At 32.2% G+C, this 14,450-nt stretch carries 18 protein-coding genes and 1 pseudogene; 15 read left to right on the top strand and 4 right to left on the bottom strand.

All coding sequences use genetic code 11. From position 1 onward, the window contains the following. Positions 1 to 42 precede the first annotated feature (42 nt). Positions 43 to 237 carry a hypothetical protein gene (locus ACSVH2_RS02075; RefSeq protein WP_438091503.1) on the bottom strand — a complete coding sequence of 65 codons (195 nt, stop codon included), beginning with the start codon at positions 235 to 237 and terminating at the stop codon, positions 43 to 45. 260 nt (positions 238 to 497) lie between these two features. Between ACSVH2_RS02075 and ACSVH2_RS02070 the strand changes: the two genes are divergently transcribed. Further along, a complete protein-coding gene (locus ACSVH2_RS02070; protein WP_438091502.1) occupies positions 498 to 1,805 on the top strand; it encodes a hypothetical protein in 1,308 nt (435 codons plus the stop codon). A 1-nt stretch (position 1,806) separates the two neighbouring features. Here the strand turns inward: ACSVH2_RS02070 and ACSVH2_RS02065 are convergent, their stop codons facing one another. Then, positions 1,807 to 3,147, bottom strand: a complete 1,341-nt coding sequence (locus ACSVH2_RS02065; RefSeq protein ID WP_438091501.1) for a serine hydrolase domain-containing protein — start codon at positions 3,145 to 3,147, stop codon at positions 1,807 to 1,809. A 133-nt stretch (positions 3,148 to 3,280) separates the two neighbouring features. Here ACSVH2_RS02065 and ACSVH2_RS02060 point away from each other — a divergent pair, with 133 nt between their 5' ends. From ACSVH2_RS02060 to ACSVH2_RS02035, 6 genes are all read left to right on the top strand, one after another. Next, positions 3,281 to 4,504 carry an aminotransferase class V-fold PLP-dependent enzyme gene (locus ACSVH2_RS02060; RefSeq protein WP_438091500.1) on the top strand — a complete coding sequence of 408 codons (1,224 nt, stop codon included), beginning with the start codon at positions 3,281 to 3,283 and terminating at the stop codon, positions 4,502 to 4,504. A gap of 11 nt (positions 4,505 to 4,515) precedes the next feature. Further along, positions 4,516 to 4,953 (top strand): hypothetical protein, encoded by a 438-nt coding sequence (locus ACSVH2_RS02055; protein ID WP_438091499.1) that lies wholly within the window; start codon positions 4,516 to 4,518, stop codon positions 4,951 to 4,953. Further along, positions 4,950 to 5,369, top strand: coding sequence for a SufE family protein (locus ACSVH2_RS02050; protein ID WP_438091498.1), 420 nt, complete (start codon positions 4,950 to 4,952; stop codon positions 5,367 to 5,369). The genes ACSVH2_RS02055 and ACSVH2_RS02050 overlap by 4 nt, the downstream gene beginning before the upstream one ends. 4 nt (positions 5,370 to 5,373) lie before the next feature. Continuing rightward, entirely contained in the window at positions 5,374 to 5,697 is a 324-nt protein-coding gene (locus tag ACSVH2_RS02045) for an SUF system Fe-S cluster assembly protein (protein WP_121314956.1), read from the top strand. Positions 5,698 to 5,770: 73 nt separating this feature from the next. Continuing rightward, positions 5,771 to 6,277 (top strand): DUF2480 family protein, encoded by a 507-nt coding sequence (locus ACSVH2_RS02040; RefSeq protein WP_438091497.1) that lies wholly within the window; start codon positions 5,771 to 5,773, stop codon positions 6,275 to 6,277. A 92-nt stretch (positions 6,278 to 6,369) separates the two neighbouring features. Beyond that, on the top strand, positions 6,370 to 7,263 hold the full coding sequence (locus tag ACSVH2_RS02035; RefSeq protein WP_438091496.1) for a DUF3078 domain-containing protein: 894 nt from the start codon (positions 6,370 to 6,372) through the stop codon (positions 7,261 to 7,263). A gap of 113 nt (positions 7,264 to 7,376) precedes the next feature. Here the strand turns inward: ACSVH2_RS02035 and ACSVH2_RS02030 are convergent, their stop codons facing one another. Further along, the gene (locus ACSVH2_RS02030) at positions 7,377 to 7,616 is read right to left on the bottom strand and encodes a hypothetical protein (RefSeq protein WP_438091495.1); all 240 of its coding nucleotides are present in this window, start codon (positions 7,614 to 7,616) and stop codon (positions 7,377 to 7,379) included. 158 nt (positions 7,617 to 7,774) lie between these two features. Continuing rightward, positions 7,775 to 8,920 (bottom strand): annotated as a pseudogene (locus ACSVH2_RS02025) (cystathionine gamma-synthase); the annotation flags it as partial. A 157-nt stretch (positions 8,921 to 9,077) separates the two neighbouring features. Here ACSVH2_RS02025 and ACSVH2_RS02020 point away from each other — a divergent pair. From ACSVH2_RS02020 to ACSVH2_RS01985, 8 genes are all read left to right on the top strand, one after another. After that, positions 9,078 to 9,431 carry an arsenate reductase family protein gene (locus ACSVH2_RS02020; RefSeq protein ID WP_438091494.1) on the top strand — a complete coding sequence of 118 codons (354 nt, stop codon included), beginning with the start codon at positions 9,078 to 9,080 and terminating at the stop codon, positions 9,429 to 9,431. Next, complete coding sequence (locus tag ACSVH2_RS02015) at positions 9,431 to 10,324, top strand: DMT family transporter (protein ID WP_438091493.1); 894 nt, start codon at positions 9,431 to 9,433, stop codon at positions 10,322 to 10,324. Before ACSVH2_RS02020 ends, ACSVH2_RS02015 begins: the two co-directional genes overlap by 1 nt. A 71-nt stretch (positions 10,325 to 10,395) precedes the next feature. Then, entirely contained in the window at positions 10,396 to 11,256 is an 861-nt protein-coding gene (locus ACSVH2_RS02010) for a YicC/YloC family endoribonuclease (RefSeq protein ID WP_438091492.1), read from the top strand. A 77-nt stretch (positions 11,257 to 11,333) separates the two neighbouring features. After that, the gene (gene gmk, locus ACSVH2_RS02005) at positions 11,334 to 11,906 is read left to right on the top strand and encodes a guanylate kinase (protein WP_438091491.1); all 573 of its coding nucleotides are present in this window, start codon (positions 11,334 to 11,336) and stop codon (positions 11,904 to 11,906) included. Between the two features lie 96 nt (positions 11,907 to 12,002). Next, positions 12,003 to 12,584 (top strand): nicotinate (nicotinamide) nucleotide adenylyltransferase, encoded by a 582-nt coding sequence (gene nadD, locus ACSVH2_RS02000; protein ID WP_438091490.1) that lies wholly within the window; start codon positions 12,003 to 12,005, stop codon positions 12,582 to 12,584. Positions 12,585 to 12,634: 50 nt separating this feature from the next. Next, positions 12,635 to 12,835 (top strand): hypothetical protein, encoded by a 201-nt coding sequence (locus ACSVH2_RS01995; RefSeq protein WP_438091489.1) that lies wholly within the window; start codon positions 12,635 to 12,637, stop codon positions 12,833 to 12,835. After that, positions 12,823 to 13,149, top strand: coding sequence for a hypothetical protein (locus tag ACSVH2_RS01990; RefSeq protein ID WP_438091488.1), 327 nt, complete (start codon positions 12,823 to 12,825; stop codon positions 13,147 to 13,149). Before ACSVH2_RS01995 ends, ACSVH2_RS01990 begins: the two co-directional genes overlap by 13 nt. 73 nt (positions 13,150 to 13,222) lie before the next feature. Continuing rightward, the gene (locus ACSVH2_RS01985) at positions 13,223 to 14,389 is read left to right on the top strand and encodes an iron-containing alcohol dehydrogenase (protein ID WP_438091487.1); all 1,167 of its coding nucleotides are present in this window, start codon (positions 13,223 to 13,225) and stop codon (positions 14,387 to 14,389) included. Positions 14,390 to 14,450 lie beyond the last annotated feature (61 nt).

Below are 14,450 nucleotides of genomic sequence, written 5' to 3'. Positions count from 1 at the left end.
ATAATATTAAATTTTGCGCTCTTTGCAGTTAGGATTATCTTGTTAAGACTCGTCTTTTGTAGTTTTGACCAAACCAATACCCGAAATGAAGAATACAACTCCTAAAATTCCATATATAATCAGTGATTTGATATCGCGTTCGCTTCCTGAAGTGTTAGCAAATACTACAGCCGTATAAATAAGACCTCCAATTCCAAGTAGCGTAAGTATTCCGCCAAAAATTCTTTTGATATTCATATTTTATCTTTTTAAATTTAGTGTGAATTAAACGATTTAATCCATTTTAAACCTAACAAAGATAGAATCACTTCAAAGTCACTGTTTTATATAATTTTATAAAAAACTTATATTTTTATTTATGACTTAAAGTTTTAAACTTCCCAGAATATTCAACCCATCCTTTCGATAGTGCAATTTTTTTTGAATGAGAATACTTTTATTTATTATTAAGGTTTATTTTTTTTATAACTTAGAAACAAAAAACTACACATAACCAAATGATAATTTTTTTTAAAAAGCTATTATTGCTTTCTTGCTTCTTCAGTTCTCTAATGATTTTTTCACAAGAAGATTTCAAACGAGACAGTATTCCTGCTTTTCAAATAAAATTATTGAATATTAATTTTAGAGATTTTGTCATTATAGATAAGTTGGTTTATGCTGTTACTAATGATGACCGATTAATTATCTTAAATATTGAAAACAAAAAATTCATAGATACTAAACAAACTTTTGCATCTATTGCTTTAAATTCAAAGAATAAAATCATAGGAGTAACAAGAGATGGTATTGTTAAGGAACAAATCAATAAAAATAAATATGTTACAAGAGATAAGGTTGATGGGAAAGTATATAAAATTTTAGTTGATAAAAACGATGATTTTATTGTAATAACAGATGAATATGTTAGATATAAAAAAGAAAATTTTATACCTGAAAAAGATTCTCCAATGTATAGAAAAGCAGGAAGATTGAATAATGGAAATAGATCCTTAATCCCTATTGATGTTTATTATTTAGATGACGAAAATAGAGTTTGGTTTGGATATGATGCTGGCGAATGGGGTGGAGACGTATGTTTTTTCGATTTAAATAAAAAACAATTATTTTCTGAAGACTATATTGATATGTCAGTTCCAAATGAAAATTATACAGAAGAGAAAACGGATAAATGGAATCCTAAAACTAGAACGAAAACAAAAGCTGAAGCATTAAAAGATTATCCAGATAAAGTAAAAGTTGTTAATGGTGATACAATTTTAAAGTTTCCTTCAAACCTATATATTTCCAATATAAAAGGTGTTACTCAAAATGAAAAGGGACATTATTATATTGCTACAAGTATGATGCATTTTTATGTAAGTTCTGGATTATCTAAAAAAATCAAAACTACCGAAAAAGATTACTATAAAGACATTGATATTTCAGATGTTTTAGAATACAAGGTTTATCGAAAAAAAAAAGAAAAATATATTGATACTGATGGTAAGGTAAAAGAAAGTATCATTCAAGAGTGGAAAGAATCTTTGGAATATTTGGGTGGAATTACATTCAATCCTTTTGATAAAAAAGTTTATTATTATACCAATAACGGATTTTGGAAGCTTTTAGAAAATAATAATCTAACCTCTAAAGAATTTATCTTCAAACCTTGGATTTATTGGAAAGCAGGTTTGCCCGATGCGGTTGGTTATCAAATGAATGTGACAAAGTTTGAATTTATAAGTGAAAAGGAAATTATTTTTCTAACTACAATGAATGGAATTGGTTATTTTGATGGAAAAACAGTTACCTATTTTAAATGATTTAATTCCTAATACTCCCAACAACGCCACTCAATAAACCATTAAAATCAAATTCTTCACTCAATCCCATGCGCACAATAACTAAATCGTGGCTTGGGAATATTACCACCATTTGTCCTTGATAGCCACTAGCATAATACATGTCTTTTGGAGCGTTTGGAAATCTTCCTCCAGCGTTTAACCAAAATTGTCCGCCATATTTTCCATTAGAAGTATTGGTTGGTGTGGCTACATATTTCGCCCAACTTTCATCAAAGATTTGTTCGCCGTTCCAATTGCCTTTGTGTAAATATAATAAGCCAAATTTTCCCCAATCACGAGTTGTTGCCCATCCGTATGAAGAACCAACAAAATTTCCAGCCATATCAACTTCAACTAGAGCAGAATTCATCCCAATTTTATCAAACAAACTATTGTACCAAAAGTCTAAATACTCTTGATGGGTTTTGAATTGTTTTCTCAAAATTCCACTCAATAAATTGGTGGTTCCAGAAGAGTAATTCCAAGAGTTATTGGGTTTTCCAACAAACGGTTTATTGATTTGCGATTTTGTCATGTCCTCTTCTATAAAAAGCATTTTGGTTGCATCACAGATTTTATCATATTTCTCTTCCCATTCCAAACCAGAGTTCATGTGCAGCAAATCGTTAATGGTGATTTTTTTACGCTCATCGTTTTGCCATTCATCAATTGGTGCAGGCTTCATAATGTCTATTTTGCCTTGTTTTTGTAAAATTCCAAAATAAGTTGCAGTAATACTTTTGGTCATCGACCAGCCCAAAATTTTGGAGTTTTTGTCAATTCCATTCGCATATTTTTCGGCAATGATTTTGTCTTTATAAATTACGATTACAGAACGAGTGCGTTTATTCTTTTCTCCTTTTTTATCAAAAGCATTGGCAACAGCAGCATTTAGTTTAGCATAATCAATATTGGCAAACACAGTATCATTTTGTTCCTTATCTCCATAAGGAAAAGGCAAATCGGTTTTAATAAAATTCCTTTTTGGAAATTCATACGGTTTTGTAGTATCAAAATCATTATTGATTAATGTTACACCCAATCCTTCGCGATATATTGCCTTGCGATCTTTTAATCCGTGAACATTTGAAGTTACAAATTTCCCCGAATCGTCGATAGTATTTGTTGCCCAATCTATTTTATCAATATCATTGTCGTTTTTCTGAATGATTTCCAAACTTCTTCCATCAATAAAATGTCCAGAAGCCACACTTTTTGCCGAAAAACCCGATATTAAATCGAGTTGAGGATAAATAGCTAATCGTAAATAAACAAGTAAAATAAGTAGTAATACACCGAAAATCTTGAGAAACTTTTTCATAAAAATAAATTTAAAGCAATTTATAAAAATATACGCTGCATAACTACAAACAATTCATAAATATTCGTGAATTCATGGCGTTTTCCACTTCACTTTTTTTACTTTTGTATTTAGAAAAATTCTAAATAAAGAAATGCTAGACATACAAAAAATTAGAGCCGATTTTCCAATACTTTCTCAGAAAGTAAACGGCAAACCGCTTGTTTATTTTGATAACGGTGCCACTTCGCAAAAACCACAAGTAGTTATTGATGCGATATCAAAATATTACCAAGAAATCAATGCTAATATTCATCGTGGTGTTCACACTTTAAGTCAATTGGCGACTGATGCTTATGAAGTTTCTCGTGGTAAAATCCAAAGTCATATCAATGCAAAATTGCCGTATGAAGTAATTTTTACCTCAGGAACAACACATGCCATTAATGCTGTTGCCAATGGTTTTGCTTCATTATTAAAAGCTGGCGATGAGGTTTTAGTTTCTGCTTTGGAACATCATAGTAATATTGTGCCCTGGCAAATGCTTTGCGAAAAAACAGGTGCAACTTTACGAGTTATTCCAATGAATGACAAAGGTGAATTAATCCTATCTGAATATGATAAATTGCTTTCGAATAAAACAAAAATTGTAACCGTAAACCATATTTCTAATGCTTTGGGAACTATCAATCCTATCAAATACATGATTGACAAAGCACACGGAGTTGGTGCTGCTGTTTTAATTGATGGTGCTCAAGCTGTTCCACATTTAAAACCTGATGTTCAGGCATTAGATTGTGATTTTTATGTGTTTTCGGGACATAAAATTTGTGGTCCAACCGGTGTTGGAATTTTATATGGAAAAGAAGAATGGCTTAACAAATTGCCGCCATATCAAGGTGGTGGCGAAATGATTGCCACGGTTTCTTTTGAAAAAACTACGTATGCTGATTTGCCACATAAATTTGAAGCAGGAACGCCCAATATTGAAGGTGGAATTGTGCTTGGAACCGCTATTGATTATATGAATGAAATAGGTTTTGATAACATTGCACAATACGAGAATGAATTACTGGAATACGCTACAGAAAAATTGTTGCAAATTGAAGGATTGAAAATTTTTGGTCCAGATATATCTGGATTAAACAAAACATCTGTAATTTCGTTTAACATTGATGGCATTCATCCATACGACATTGGTACGATTATCGATAAGATGGGAATAGCAGTGCGAACTGGGCATCATTGTGCACAACCTATAATGGATTTTTTTAAAATTCCAGGTACGATAAGAGCAAGTTTCGCTTTTTACAACACCAAAGAAGAAATTGATTTGATGGTAGAAGCTTTGAAAAAAGCCAAAATGATGTTATCTTAAAACAAAAAATTATGAAAGTTATAACAGTATTCTTATTGACAGTTTTTTTAGGGAAAAGTTGCAGCAATGAAGCGCAAAACGATATTGCCAACACCACTATTCAATACACCGCTACCACACGTGGGTTTTATCAAAGAATTATTATTATAAATCAAAAAGCGACCATTTCAAAAGACAGAAATGAGAAGGAAATACCAACAGAAATACCAATTTCTGATGCAGATTGGAAGGAATTGGTAGGTTATTTTCAAAAGATTAATTTGGAAGACATTCCAAAATTAAAAGATCCAACACAAAAACGTTTTTACGATGGCGCAGCAATTGCCAATTTAAAAATAAGGTATCAAGATAAAAATTATGAAACAACAGATTTTGACCATGAATTTCCACCTGTAGAAATAAAAAAATTAGTCGATAAAATTGTCGAATTAGCTAAAGAAAAAGAATGAAAATAAAAGAAATACAAGACGAAATTGTTGATGAGTTTTCAATATTTGATGAATGGGAAGATCGTTATCAATATGTTATTGATTTAGGAAAATCTCTTCCTTTAATTGATGAAAAACATAAAACGGATGAAAATTTAATTAGAGGTTGTCAGTCCAAAGTGTGGCTTTATGCAGAGCAAAAAGACAACAAAATTATTTATACCGCAGACAGTGATGCTTCTACAACCAAAGGAATAATTGCTATTTTAATAAGAGCGTTTTCTAATCAAAATCCAACAGCTATTTTAGAAGCAAATACCAATTTTATAGATGAAATTGGTTTGAAAGAACACCTTTCGCCAACACGAGCAAACGGTTTGGTCTCGATGATAAAACAAATTAAAATGTATGCTTTGGCATTCAGCTCAAAAAATTAATAAGATGGAAGAATTTAAAGATGATATCAACTTAGGAGAAAATGTGGTGAAAACCCTGAAAGGCATTTACGACCCAGAAATTCCTGTAGATATCTACGAATTAGGATTAATCTACGATGTGATGATTAATGAGGATAATGAAGTAAAAGTCTTGATGACGTTAACTTCACCAAACTGTCCTGTGGCAGAAACATTACCACGAGAAGTAGAAGAAAAAATAAAAAAAATTGATACCGTTAAATCTTGTGAAGTAGAAATCACTTTTGATCCACCTTGGAGTAAAGATTTGATGAGTGAAGAGGCAAAGTTAGAACTAGGAATGTTATAAAGGTTGTTTCAAGTTTAATGTTTCAAGTTCCAGAAATGTTAAACCTGAAACCTGAAACTTGAAACCTTAAAAAATGGACGAAATTATAAATAAAGTAGCTAACTCAGTACTCGAAGTTTTCGATTTGGAAGATTATTATCCAAGTGGTATTCGAACACAAATTGATATTTCGCAATGGCTTTTGGAAGGATTTTTATTAAAAGAAATGGACTTTCGTGAAGCTTTAAAAACACATGATTGGAAACAATATGAAAATCATTTTGTTGCCATTCATTGTTCAACCGACGCTATTGTTCCCGCTTGGGCTACGATTTTAGTAACAACTTATGTTTCACCATTTGCCAAAAAAGTTGTTCTTGGAACAATATATGATCTAGAAACAGTACTTTATCAGGAAATATTACTTGCACTAGACTACACAAAATACCAAGATAAGCCATTAATTTTAAAAGGATGTTCTAAAAAGCCTGTTCCCGAAAGTGCTTATATTGTGGCCGTACAACAACTTCAAAAAGTAGCCAAAAGCATTATGTATGGCGAAGCTTGTTCTGCCGTTCCTTTATACAAAAAAGCCAAGTAATTTATACATTTTCAATTGTTTAGTGTTTGTTTTCATTTGCATAAGTGAAATCAATTTTTATCTTTGTGGCCAAAATATTAAATTTAGGAACGATGAATAAAATTTTACTATCAATTTCATTATTATTTTGCGTAAATATTATTTTTTCTCAGGATAACGACAAAGAAAGATTAAAGAAAACAGAGGAAGTTATTGCTAAAATAGTGGAAGAAAAACCAAACGGATGGATAAAGAAAGGAACATTCACTTTCTTGGCTAATCAAGCATCTTTTACCAATTGGCAAGCTGGAGGACAAAGCAGTATTTCTGGAAATGTTGGGCTAGATTACGATATAAATTATAAAAGTGTTAATTGGAGTTGGGATAATAAATTTATTGCTAATTATGGTTTATCAAAAATAAGCGGACAGGAACTTCAAAAAACAGATGACAGAGTTGGATTTAATTCTCTTTTAGGAAGAAAAGCCAAAGGATATTGGTATTATTCAGCTTTTTTCAGTTTCAAAACTCAATTTGACTCAGGTTTTGATCCAGCAAATTTGGATGTTAAAATTTCTCATTTCTTTTCTCCAGCCTTTTTTCAACTTGGGCCAGGTATCATGTGGAAAAAAAGTGATGATTTCAAATTTAATTTTGCACCAGCAACTTCAAAATTAATCATAGTTCATCCACATTTTACCGAATTTGGTTCGTCATTCGGTGTAGAACAAGGAGACTCATCGCGTTTTGAGTTTGGAGCGTCTTTTATTGGTTATTATAAATTCAAATTAATGGAAAATGTAATTGCAGAAAACATTTTAAATTTATACACGAACTACCTAGAAGATATACAAAACGTAGATCTTGATTACACGCTTAACATTGTTATGAAAATCAATAAGACTTTGACAGCAAATATTGCCTTCCAAACGATTTATGACGACAATGCTTTTAGAGGATTCCAAGTGCGTCAAGTGATTGGATTAGGAGTGAATTATGGTTTCTAATAAAATTAATTTATAAAAAAGAGCCGATTCAACTCAATGAATCGGCTCTTTTTAATTTTACTAATCTCAAAGCAATATTGAATACTGACTTTTAGATTTCATTTCAGGATAAGTTACTTCTTAAAGCGTTTGTTATTCATTGAATTTACTGCTTTTCCTTTATACGTACTAGCATAACCATTAGAATGTGTTTTCGAAGTAGTTTTAGACTTACTTACAGTGCTAAACCTTGAACCTGAACCTCTTGAACTCTCTTCATTTGGTAGTTTTGTAAAAGCAATAGCTTTTGCGCTGAAAAGGATTAACAGAAATAGCAACAGCTTGAAGGCATCTTTGGTAGTAATTGTTTTCATTTGGGGAGATTTTAAAATTAAACAATTCAAACTTATAAAATGTTTTTAAAAAATCGCCAAAAGAACTAAAATTATCGATGAAATACACTTTTATAAAATAAAAGTAAGCATTTAATTATAAAAATTAAAAACTTTTGTTCTTAACTACACGTCAATTATTACCTAAACGCTTGTTCCAAATCTGCCAATAAATCATCAATATCTTCGACACCAACGCTTAAACGAACTAAATCATCGGTAATACCAACTTCCAATCGTTTGTCTTCTGGAATAGAAGCATGTGTCATCAAGGCAGGATGATTGGCCAAGCTTTCAACACCGCCAAGAGACTCAGCAAGCGTGAAGACTTTTAGTTTCTCTAAAAATGAAATTGAGTCTTCCTTTTTCCCCGATTTGAAAGTAAAAGAAACCATTCCACCAAAACCGCTCATTTGTTTTTTGGCAATGTCATGAAACGGATGACTTGGTAATCCTGGATAGAAAACTTTCTCAACATTAGGATGAGAATTTAAAAAAGCTGCCACTTTTTCTCCGTTTTCACAATGACGTTGTACACGTAAATGCAAGGTCTTAATACCTCGTAAAACCAAGAAACTATCCATTGGACCCAAAGTTCCACCAGTAGCAAATTGTTTAAAGTGCAATTCGTCACCCAAAACTTTATCTTTAATAACCAAAGCGCCAGCAATAACATCACTGTGTCCGCCAAGATATTTCGTAGCCGAATGCATCACAACATCAGCACCTAAATCCAATGGTTTTTGCAAATAAGGCGTTGCAAAAGTATTATCAACCGCTAAAAGAATTGTGTGCTTTTTTGTGATTTTGGCGATTGCAGCAATATCGGCTAATTTCATCAAAGGATTTGTTGGTGTTTCCACCCAAACTAACTTAGTGTTTTCGTTGATGCAAGATTGTAATTTATCCAAATCAGTCATGTCTACAAAGTGAAATTTGATGCCACTGTCTTTGTACAAACGGGTAAACAAACGATATGTTCCACCATATAAATCGTCCATCGCGATGATTTCATCACCAGCTTTAAACAATCGCAATAAACAATCGGTAGCAGCCAATCCAGAAGCAAAAGCCAATCCACGAGCGCCATTTTCTATAGAAGCCAAAGCATCTTCAAGGGCTTGACGAGTTGGGTTTGCAGCACGAGAATATTCATAATCGCCAACTGGTTTTCCTGGTGAAGTTTGTGCATAGGTTGAGGTTTGAAAAACTGGTGGCATAACTGCGCCAGTTACTTCTTCATGATGTTGATTGCCGTGAATGACTTTGGTATTGAATTTCATGGAATTAAATTTTTTACAAAAATAGCGAGTTTTTTGTTTTTTAAACCATTAAGAAAGTTAAGTTCATTAAGAAAAAAACAAAACTTAATTTTCTTAAATATCTTAATGGTTTAAATCTATGATATGAATTCAAAATCTTACTTTTGCAAAAAGAAATTATATGACCAATACAATATACTATCTCGCATCGTGTGACACGTGTCGAAAAATTATAAAATCACTTCCTAATTCAGATAAATTAATGTTTCATGACATTCGTCAAAATCCAATAACTGAAAAAGAATTGGAAGAAATGTACCAACTTTCGGGAAGTTATGAAGCACTTTTTAGCAAAAAAGCACAATTATACAAATCGATGGATTTGAAAAACAAATCATTAACAGAGAAAGATTATAAAAAGTATTTACTAGAACATTACACTTTTTTGAGTCGACCGGTTTTTATTATTGATGATAAAATTTATATTGGAAACAGCCAAAAAAACATCATTGACGTTATTAAAGCATTGAGCTAATGTCAAAAAGAACTTGGGCGTTACTTGCCGCTACAATGGTTTCGGTAATTTATGGTGTTTCGTTTACGATTGCCAAAGACGTGATGCCTACTTACGTCAAACCATTTGGTTTTATTTTATTGAGAGTTTTTGGTGCCACAATCTTATTTTGGTTCGTTTCTTTTTTTGGGCCAAAAGAAAAATTACAATTAAACGATTTTCCACGAATAATTGCTGCCGCTTTTTTTGGCGTCGCATTGAATATGCTCACTTTTTTCAAAGGATTGAGTTTTACTTCACCTATTTCGGCAGCAGTAATTATGGTAACCACACCCATAATAGTGCTGATTTTATCGGCCATTATTATGAAAGAAAAAATGATAAAGCGAAAGATTTTCGGAATAGTGTTAGGTCTTTTCGGAACAGCTTTTTTAATTCTATATGGTAAATCTGTAGGTAATGCAAGCAATGCTTCGTGGGGTAATTTTTTGGTTTTTATCAATGCCTTTTCCTATGCTTTTTATCTCATTGTGGTCAAAAAATTAATGGGGAAATACAATGCTTTTACTTTCGTAAAATGGATTTATACGTTCGGGTTGTTGATGGTCATTCCTTTTGGATGGAGCGAATATCAGGAAATACATTGGCATACAATTCCGTCGCCAATCCTTTGGGAAATAGGTTTTGTGGTTTTGTTCACTACGTTTTTCACCTATTTGTTTAACTTACTTTCCATGCGTGAATTAAAACCAACTACTGTGGCTGTTTTTATTTATCTGCAACCACTTTTTGCTACTATTTTTGCTATCAGTTTAGGAAAAGACGAATTAACATGGGTTAAAATAATTTCAGCAATTTTAATATTTGTTGGGGTTTATTTGGTAACGATGAAAAAAAGTTTTCAGTCTCAGTAAACAGTCAAAGTAGAAACTGTAAACTGCAACTGCTAACTTTTAATTATATTTGAAGTCAATAAAATAATCGAATGATACAATCAATGACGGGTTTTGGGAAAGCCACTTTGCAATTACCAACCAAAAAGATTACCGTAGAAATCAAATCACTAAATAGTAAAGGTTTGGATTTAAACACGCGTATGCCATCTGTTTTTAGAGAAATGGAATTGGGCTTGCGCAATCAACTCTCGCAACGACTAGAACGAGGAAAAATCGATTTTTCGTTGTATGTTGAGGTGACAGGCGAAGAAACTTCGTCTAAAATCAATGTGCCAATTGTAAAAGGATATATTGCCCAAATGAAAGCTGTAATTCCGAATGCTGATGAAACCGAATTGATGAAAATGGCAGTGAGAATGCCAGATGCACTAAAAACAGAACGCGACGAAATTGACGAAAACGAGTGGAAACAAATACAAACCGTGATTGATGAAGCACTGAACAATATGGTTCAGTTTAGGATTGACGAAGGTGTTTCTTTGGAAAAAGAATTTTTACATCGTATTGCTAATATCATGACATTAATGAATAACGCGGTTTCATATGATGCTGAACGAGTAACAACAGTAAAAACTAGATTGAGAACTGCGCTTGATGAATTAAAAGAAAATGTTGACGAAAATCGTTTTGAGCAAGAATTGATTTTTTACCTCGAAAAATATGACATCACCGAAGAAAAAGTGCGATTGGAAAACCATTTAAACTATTTCATCGAAACCATAGCAGGAACAGAAGCTAACGGAAGAAAACTAGGTTTCATTACGCAAGAAATGGGTCGAGAAATCAATACTATGGGTTCAAAATCCAACCATTCCGAAATGCAAAAATTGGTTGTGATGATGAAAGATGAGTTGGAGAAAATTAAGGAACAGGTTTTGAATGTTTTGTAAAACTTAGCCACGAATTACACAAATTTTCACAAATTAATTCGTGCTAATTTGTGTAATTCGTGGCAAAAAAAATAAGAATGAATAAAGGAAAATTATTAGTATTCTCAGCACCATCAGGATCCGGAAAAACTACCATCGTTAGGCATTTATTGGCACAACCCGAATTGAATTTGGAGTTTTCCATTTCGGCTGCAACACGTGAGCCACGTGGTGAAGAAATTGATGGGAAAGATTATTATTTCATGTCGATTGCTGATTTTAAAAAACACATCAAAGCCGAAGATTTTATAGAATGGGAAGAAGTGTATCGAGATAATTTTTATGGCACATTGAAAAGTGAAGTAGAGCGAATTTGGGCCAAAGGCAAAAATGTAATTTTTGATATTGATGTAGCTGGCGGATTACGGATCAAGCATAAATTCCCTGAAGAAACCTTAGCTGTTTTTGTAAAACCACCAAGTGTTGATGAACTAAAACGTCGCTTGAAAGAACGTTCCACAGAAACCGATGATAAAATCAATATGCGTATCGCAAAAGCTCATGTTGAATTAGCAACTGCACCACAATTTGACACGATTATTAAGAATTATGATTTGGATGTAGCTAAGGCAGAAGCGTATGAGTTGGTGAAAGAATTTATTTCTAAATAAAATTATAGCACAAAGTCGTTCAAAGTTTTTCACAAAGTCACACAAAACTTCGTGAAACGTTGTGAAAAACTCTGTGAAACATTGTGAAACAAAAAAATGAAAATCGGTCTATATTTCGGCACATTTAATCCCATTCATGTTGGACATTTGATTATTGCTAATCATATGGCTGAGCATTCTGATTTGGAGCAAATTTGGATGGTTGTAACGCCTCACAATCCTCATAAACAAAAGAATACTTTGTTAGATGATTATCAGCGCTTGCATTTAGTTAATCTAGCTACTGAAGACTATCCAAAAATTAAACCTTCGGACATTGAATTCAAATTACCACAGCCTAATTATACTGTAAATACGTTAGCACATTTACTCGAAAAATATCCGCAACATGTGTTTTCTCTAATCATGGGTGAAGACAATTTGAAATCGTTCCACAAATGGAAAAACTACGATTACATTTTACAACACCACGATATTTATATTTATCCTAGGGTTTCTGAAGAAGCCGAAAATTTGGATTTAAATAATCATCCTCGCATTCACAAAATCGATGCGCCAATAGTAGAGATTTCTTCCACTTTCATTCGTGAAAACATTAAAAACAAAAAAAATATTCGTCCGTTATTACCAAATAATGTTTGGGAATATGTAGATCATAATAATTTATACAGGAGGTAAATCCTATTATTTTAAAAATATTTTATAAATTTGATTAAACTTTTGATAATATGAGTGTTGCTGCAAAAAAATCGGAACTAATTAATTGGATTTCTTCAATAGAAGACAAAACATTAATTGATCAAATTGATAATTTTAGAAAAACTCACAACTCTTTTAATTTCAAAAAAGAAATTAAATCCGCCATTTCTTCCGAAGAGTTTAAACAAAGAACTACGGAATTCATTAAATCTTTAGAATGGAAGAAATAAAAATCTTCTATAAAATTGAAGTAGAAAATTTTTTAAACAATTTAATTTACATTCTTTACAAAGAAGATTATTTCAGTTATGTAGAAAATGCTATTGAATACAAAGACAACATAATTGATTTTATTGACCAAAACATTCAATCATTTCCTCATAAATTAACTCCTTTACCTTTATTTCATTTAGGTTCTTACTATATTTTTTACAAAAGTAATTCAAGAACAACTTGGTACATTTTCTTCGAAAAAGAAGAAAATCAATATCTGATTACTTGCATATCAAATAATCATACAGAAATAGCAAAGTTTTTCAAATAACAACAACTTAACATTACTTTACCAATTGTACCAGTAACTGTTTTGTAAATTTGTGTTCTAAAACAAAATCACCATGTTAAATTTCGAATTATACAATCCTACCAACTATATTTTTGGCAAAGGACAAACAGAAAAACTAGCTACATTAGTTCCAAAAGAAGCGAAAGTTTTATTGGCTTATGGAGGCGGAAGTATCTTTAAAAATGGCGTTCACGAAGCAGTAACTACAGCTTTAAAAGGATACGATATCATTGAATTTGGCGGCATCGAACCCAATCCACGTTTTGAAACCTTGATGAAAGCGGTTCAAATTATTCGTGACCAAAAGATTGATTTTATATTGGCTGTTGGTGGCGGAAGTGTGATTGACGGAGTAAAATTTATTTCAGGCGCGGTGCATTATGAAGGCGATGCAATTGATATTTTAAAAAAGAAAATTTTATTTAAAGATAAATCAAAAGTTATTCCGTTTGGAACTGTGTTGACATTGCCGGCTACAGGTTCCGAAATGAATTCGGGTGCTGTGGTTACTATTGAAGCAACGCAAGAAAAACTAACACTTGGTGGAAGCGCTTTGTTCCCCATTTTTTCCATTGTTGACCCAACGGTGATTGTTTCGTTACCAAAAAGACAAATTCAAAACGGAATTATTGATGCCTTTACCCATGTTATGGAGCAATATTTGACATATCCTCACGATGCCATGCTTCAAGACCGAATAGCAGAAGGTATTTTGCAAACCCTAATTGAAGTTGGTCCAGCAGTTGTTGAAAATCCTAGTGATTACAAATTGGCTTCAAATTACGTTTGGTGCGCTACTATGGCGCTAAATGGATTAATTCAAAAAGGTGTTCCATCCGATTGGGCAACTCACATGATTGGCCACGAATTAACCGCTTTATACGAAATTGATCATGCCAGAACTTTGGCAATTATTGCACCAAGTTTATATAAAGTAATGTTTGAAACTAAAAAAGAAAAATTGGCTCAATATGGTGAAAGAGTTTGGCAAATTACCGGAAATTCAATCGATGAGAAAGCCGAGAAAGCCATTGAAAAAACAGTCGATTTCTTTCATACTATGGGAATGAAAACTAAACTTTCAGAAAACACAAATGACTATACCAACACGGCAGATTTTATTGTCAATCGTTTCACAGAAAGAGGTTGGAAAGCATTAGGCGAAAAACAAAACATCACTTTAGAAAAAGTTAGAGAAATAGTAGAATTGAGTTATTAATAATTCCAGATAAGAGAAATAGAAATAGCGTTCGAAATTGATTTTTGGACGCTTTTTTTTA

The sequence above is a fragment of the Flavobacterium sp. RSB2_4_14 genome (genome assembly GCF_051547085.1).
Taxonomy (GTDB): domain Bacteria; phylum Bacteroidota; class Bacteroidia; order Flavobacteriales; family Flavobacteriaceae; genus Flavobacterium.
The sequence above is the reverse complement of the archived record's forward strand: the minus strand, read 5'-3'. Positions and strand labels throughout refer to the sequence as shown.

Excerpts from the sequence above, each read along its gene's own strand:
- ACSVH2_RS02015 (WP_438091493.1), top strand. The coding sequence starts at position 9,431 with ATGTCAAAAAGAACTTGGGCGTTACTTGCCGCTACAATGGTTTCGGTA.
- ACSVH2_RS02010 (WP_438091492.1), top strand. The coding sequence starts at position 10,396 with ATGATACAATCAATGACGGGTTTTGGGAAAGCCACTTTGCAATTACCA.
- ACSVH2_RS01995 (WP_438091489.1), top strand. The coding sequence starts at position 12,635 with ATGAGTGTTGCTGCAAAAAAATCGGAACTAATTAATTGGATTTCTTCA.
- ACSVH2_RS02050 (WP_438091498.1), top strand. The coding sequence starts at position 4,950 with ATGAAAATAAAAGAAATACAAGACGAAATTGTTGATGAGTTTTCAATA.
- ACSVH2_RS02065 (WP_438091501.1), bottom strand. The coding sequence starts at position 3,147 with ATGAAAAAGTTTCTCAAGATTTTCGGTGTATTACTACTTATTTTACTT.
- ACSVH2_RS02055 (WP_438091499.1), top strand. The coding sequence starts at position 4,516 with ATGAAAGTTATAACAGTATTCTTATTGACAGTTTTTTTAGGGAAAAGT.
- ACSVH2_RS02060 (WP_438091500.1), top strand. The coding sequence starts at position 3,281 with ATGCTAGACATACAAAAAATTAGAGCCGATTTTCCAATACTTTCTCAG.
- ACSVH2_RS02040 (WP_438091497.1), top strand. The coding sequence starts at position 5,771 with ATGGACGAAATTATAAATAAAGTAGCTAACTCAGTACTCGAAGTTTTC.
- ACSVH2_RS02045 (WP_121314956.1), top strand. The coding sequence starts at position 5,374 with ATGGAAGAATTTAAAGATGATATCAACTTAGGAGAAAATGTGGTGAAA.
- ACSVH2_RS02030 (WP_438091495.1), bottom strand. The coding sequence starts at position 7,616 with ATGAAAACAATTACTACCAAAGATGCCTTCAAGCTGTTGCTATTTCTG.
- ACSVH2_RS01990 (WP_438091488.1), top strand. The coding sequence starts at position 12,823 with ATGGAAGAAATAAAAATCTTCTATAAAATTGAAGTAGAAAATTTTTTA.
- ACSVH2_RS02075 (WP_438091503.1), bottom strand. The coding sequence starts at position 237 with ATGAATATCAAAAGAATTTTTGGCGGAATACTTACGCTACTTGGAATT.
- ACSVH2_RS02070 (WP_438091502.1), top strand. The coding sequence starts at position 498 with ATGATAATTTTTTTTAAAAAGCTATTATTGCTTTCTTGCTTCTTCAGT.
- ACSVH2_RS02035 (WP_438091496.1), top strand. The coding sequence starts at position 6,370 with ATGAATAAAATTTTACTATCAATTTCATTATTATTTTGCGTAAATATT.
- ACSVH2_RS01985 (WP_438091487.1), top strand. The coding sequence starts at position 13,223 with ATGTTAAATTTCGAATTATACAATCCTACCAACTATATTTTTGGCAAA.
- gmk (WP_438091491.1), top strand. The coding sequence starts at position 11,334 with ATGAATAAAGGAAAATTATTAGTATTCTCAGCACCATCAGGATCCGGA.
- ACSVH2_RS02020 (WP_438091494.1), top strand. The coding sequence starts at position 9,078 with ATGACCAATACAATATACTATCTCGCATCGTGTGACACGTGTCGAAAA.
- nadD (WP_438091490.1), top strand. The coding sequence starts at position 12,003 with ATGAAAATCGGTCTATATTTCGGCACATTTAATCCCATTCATGTTGGA.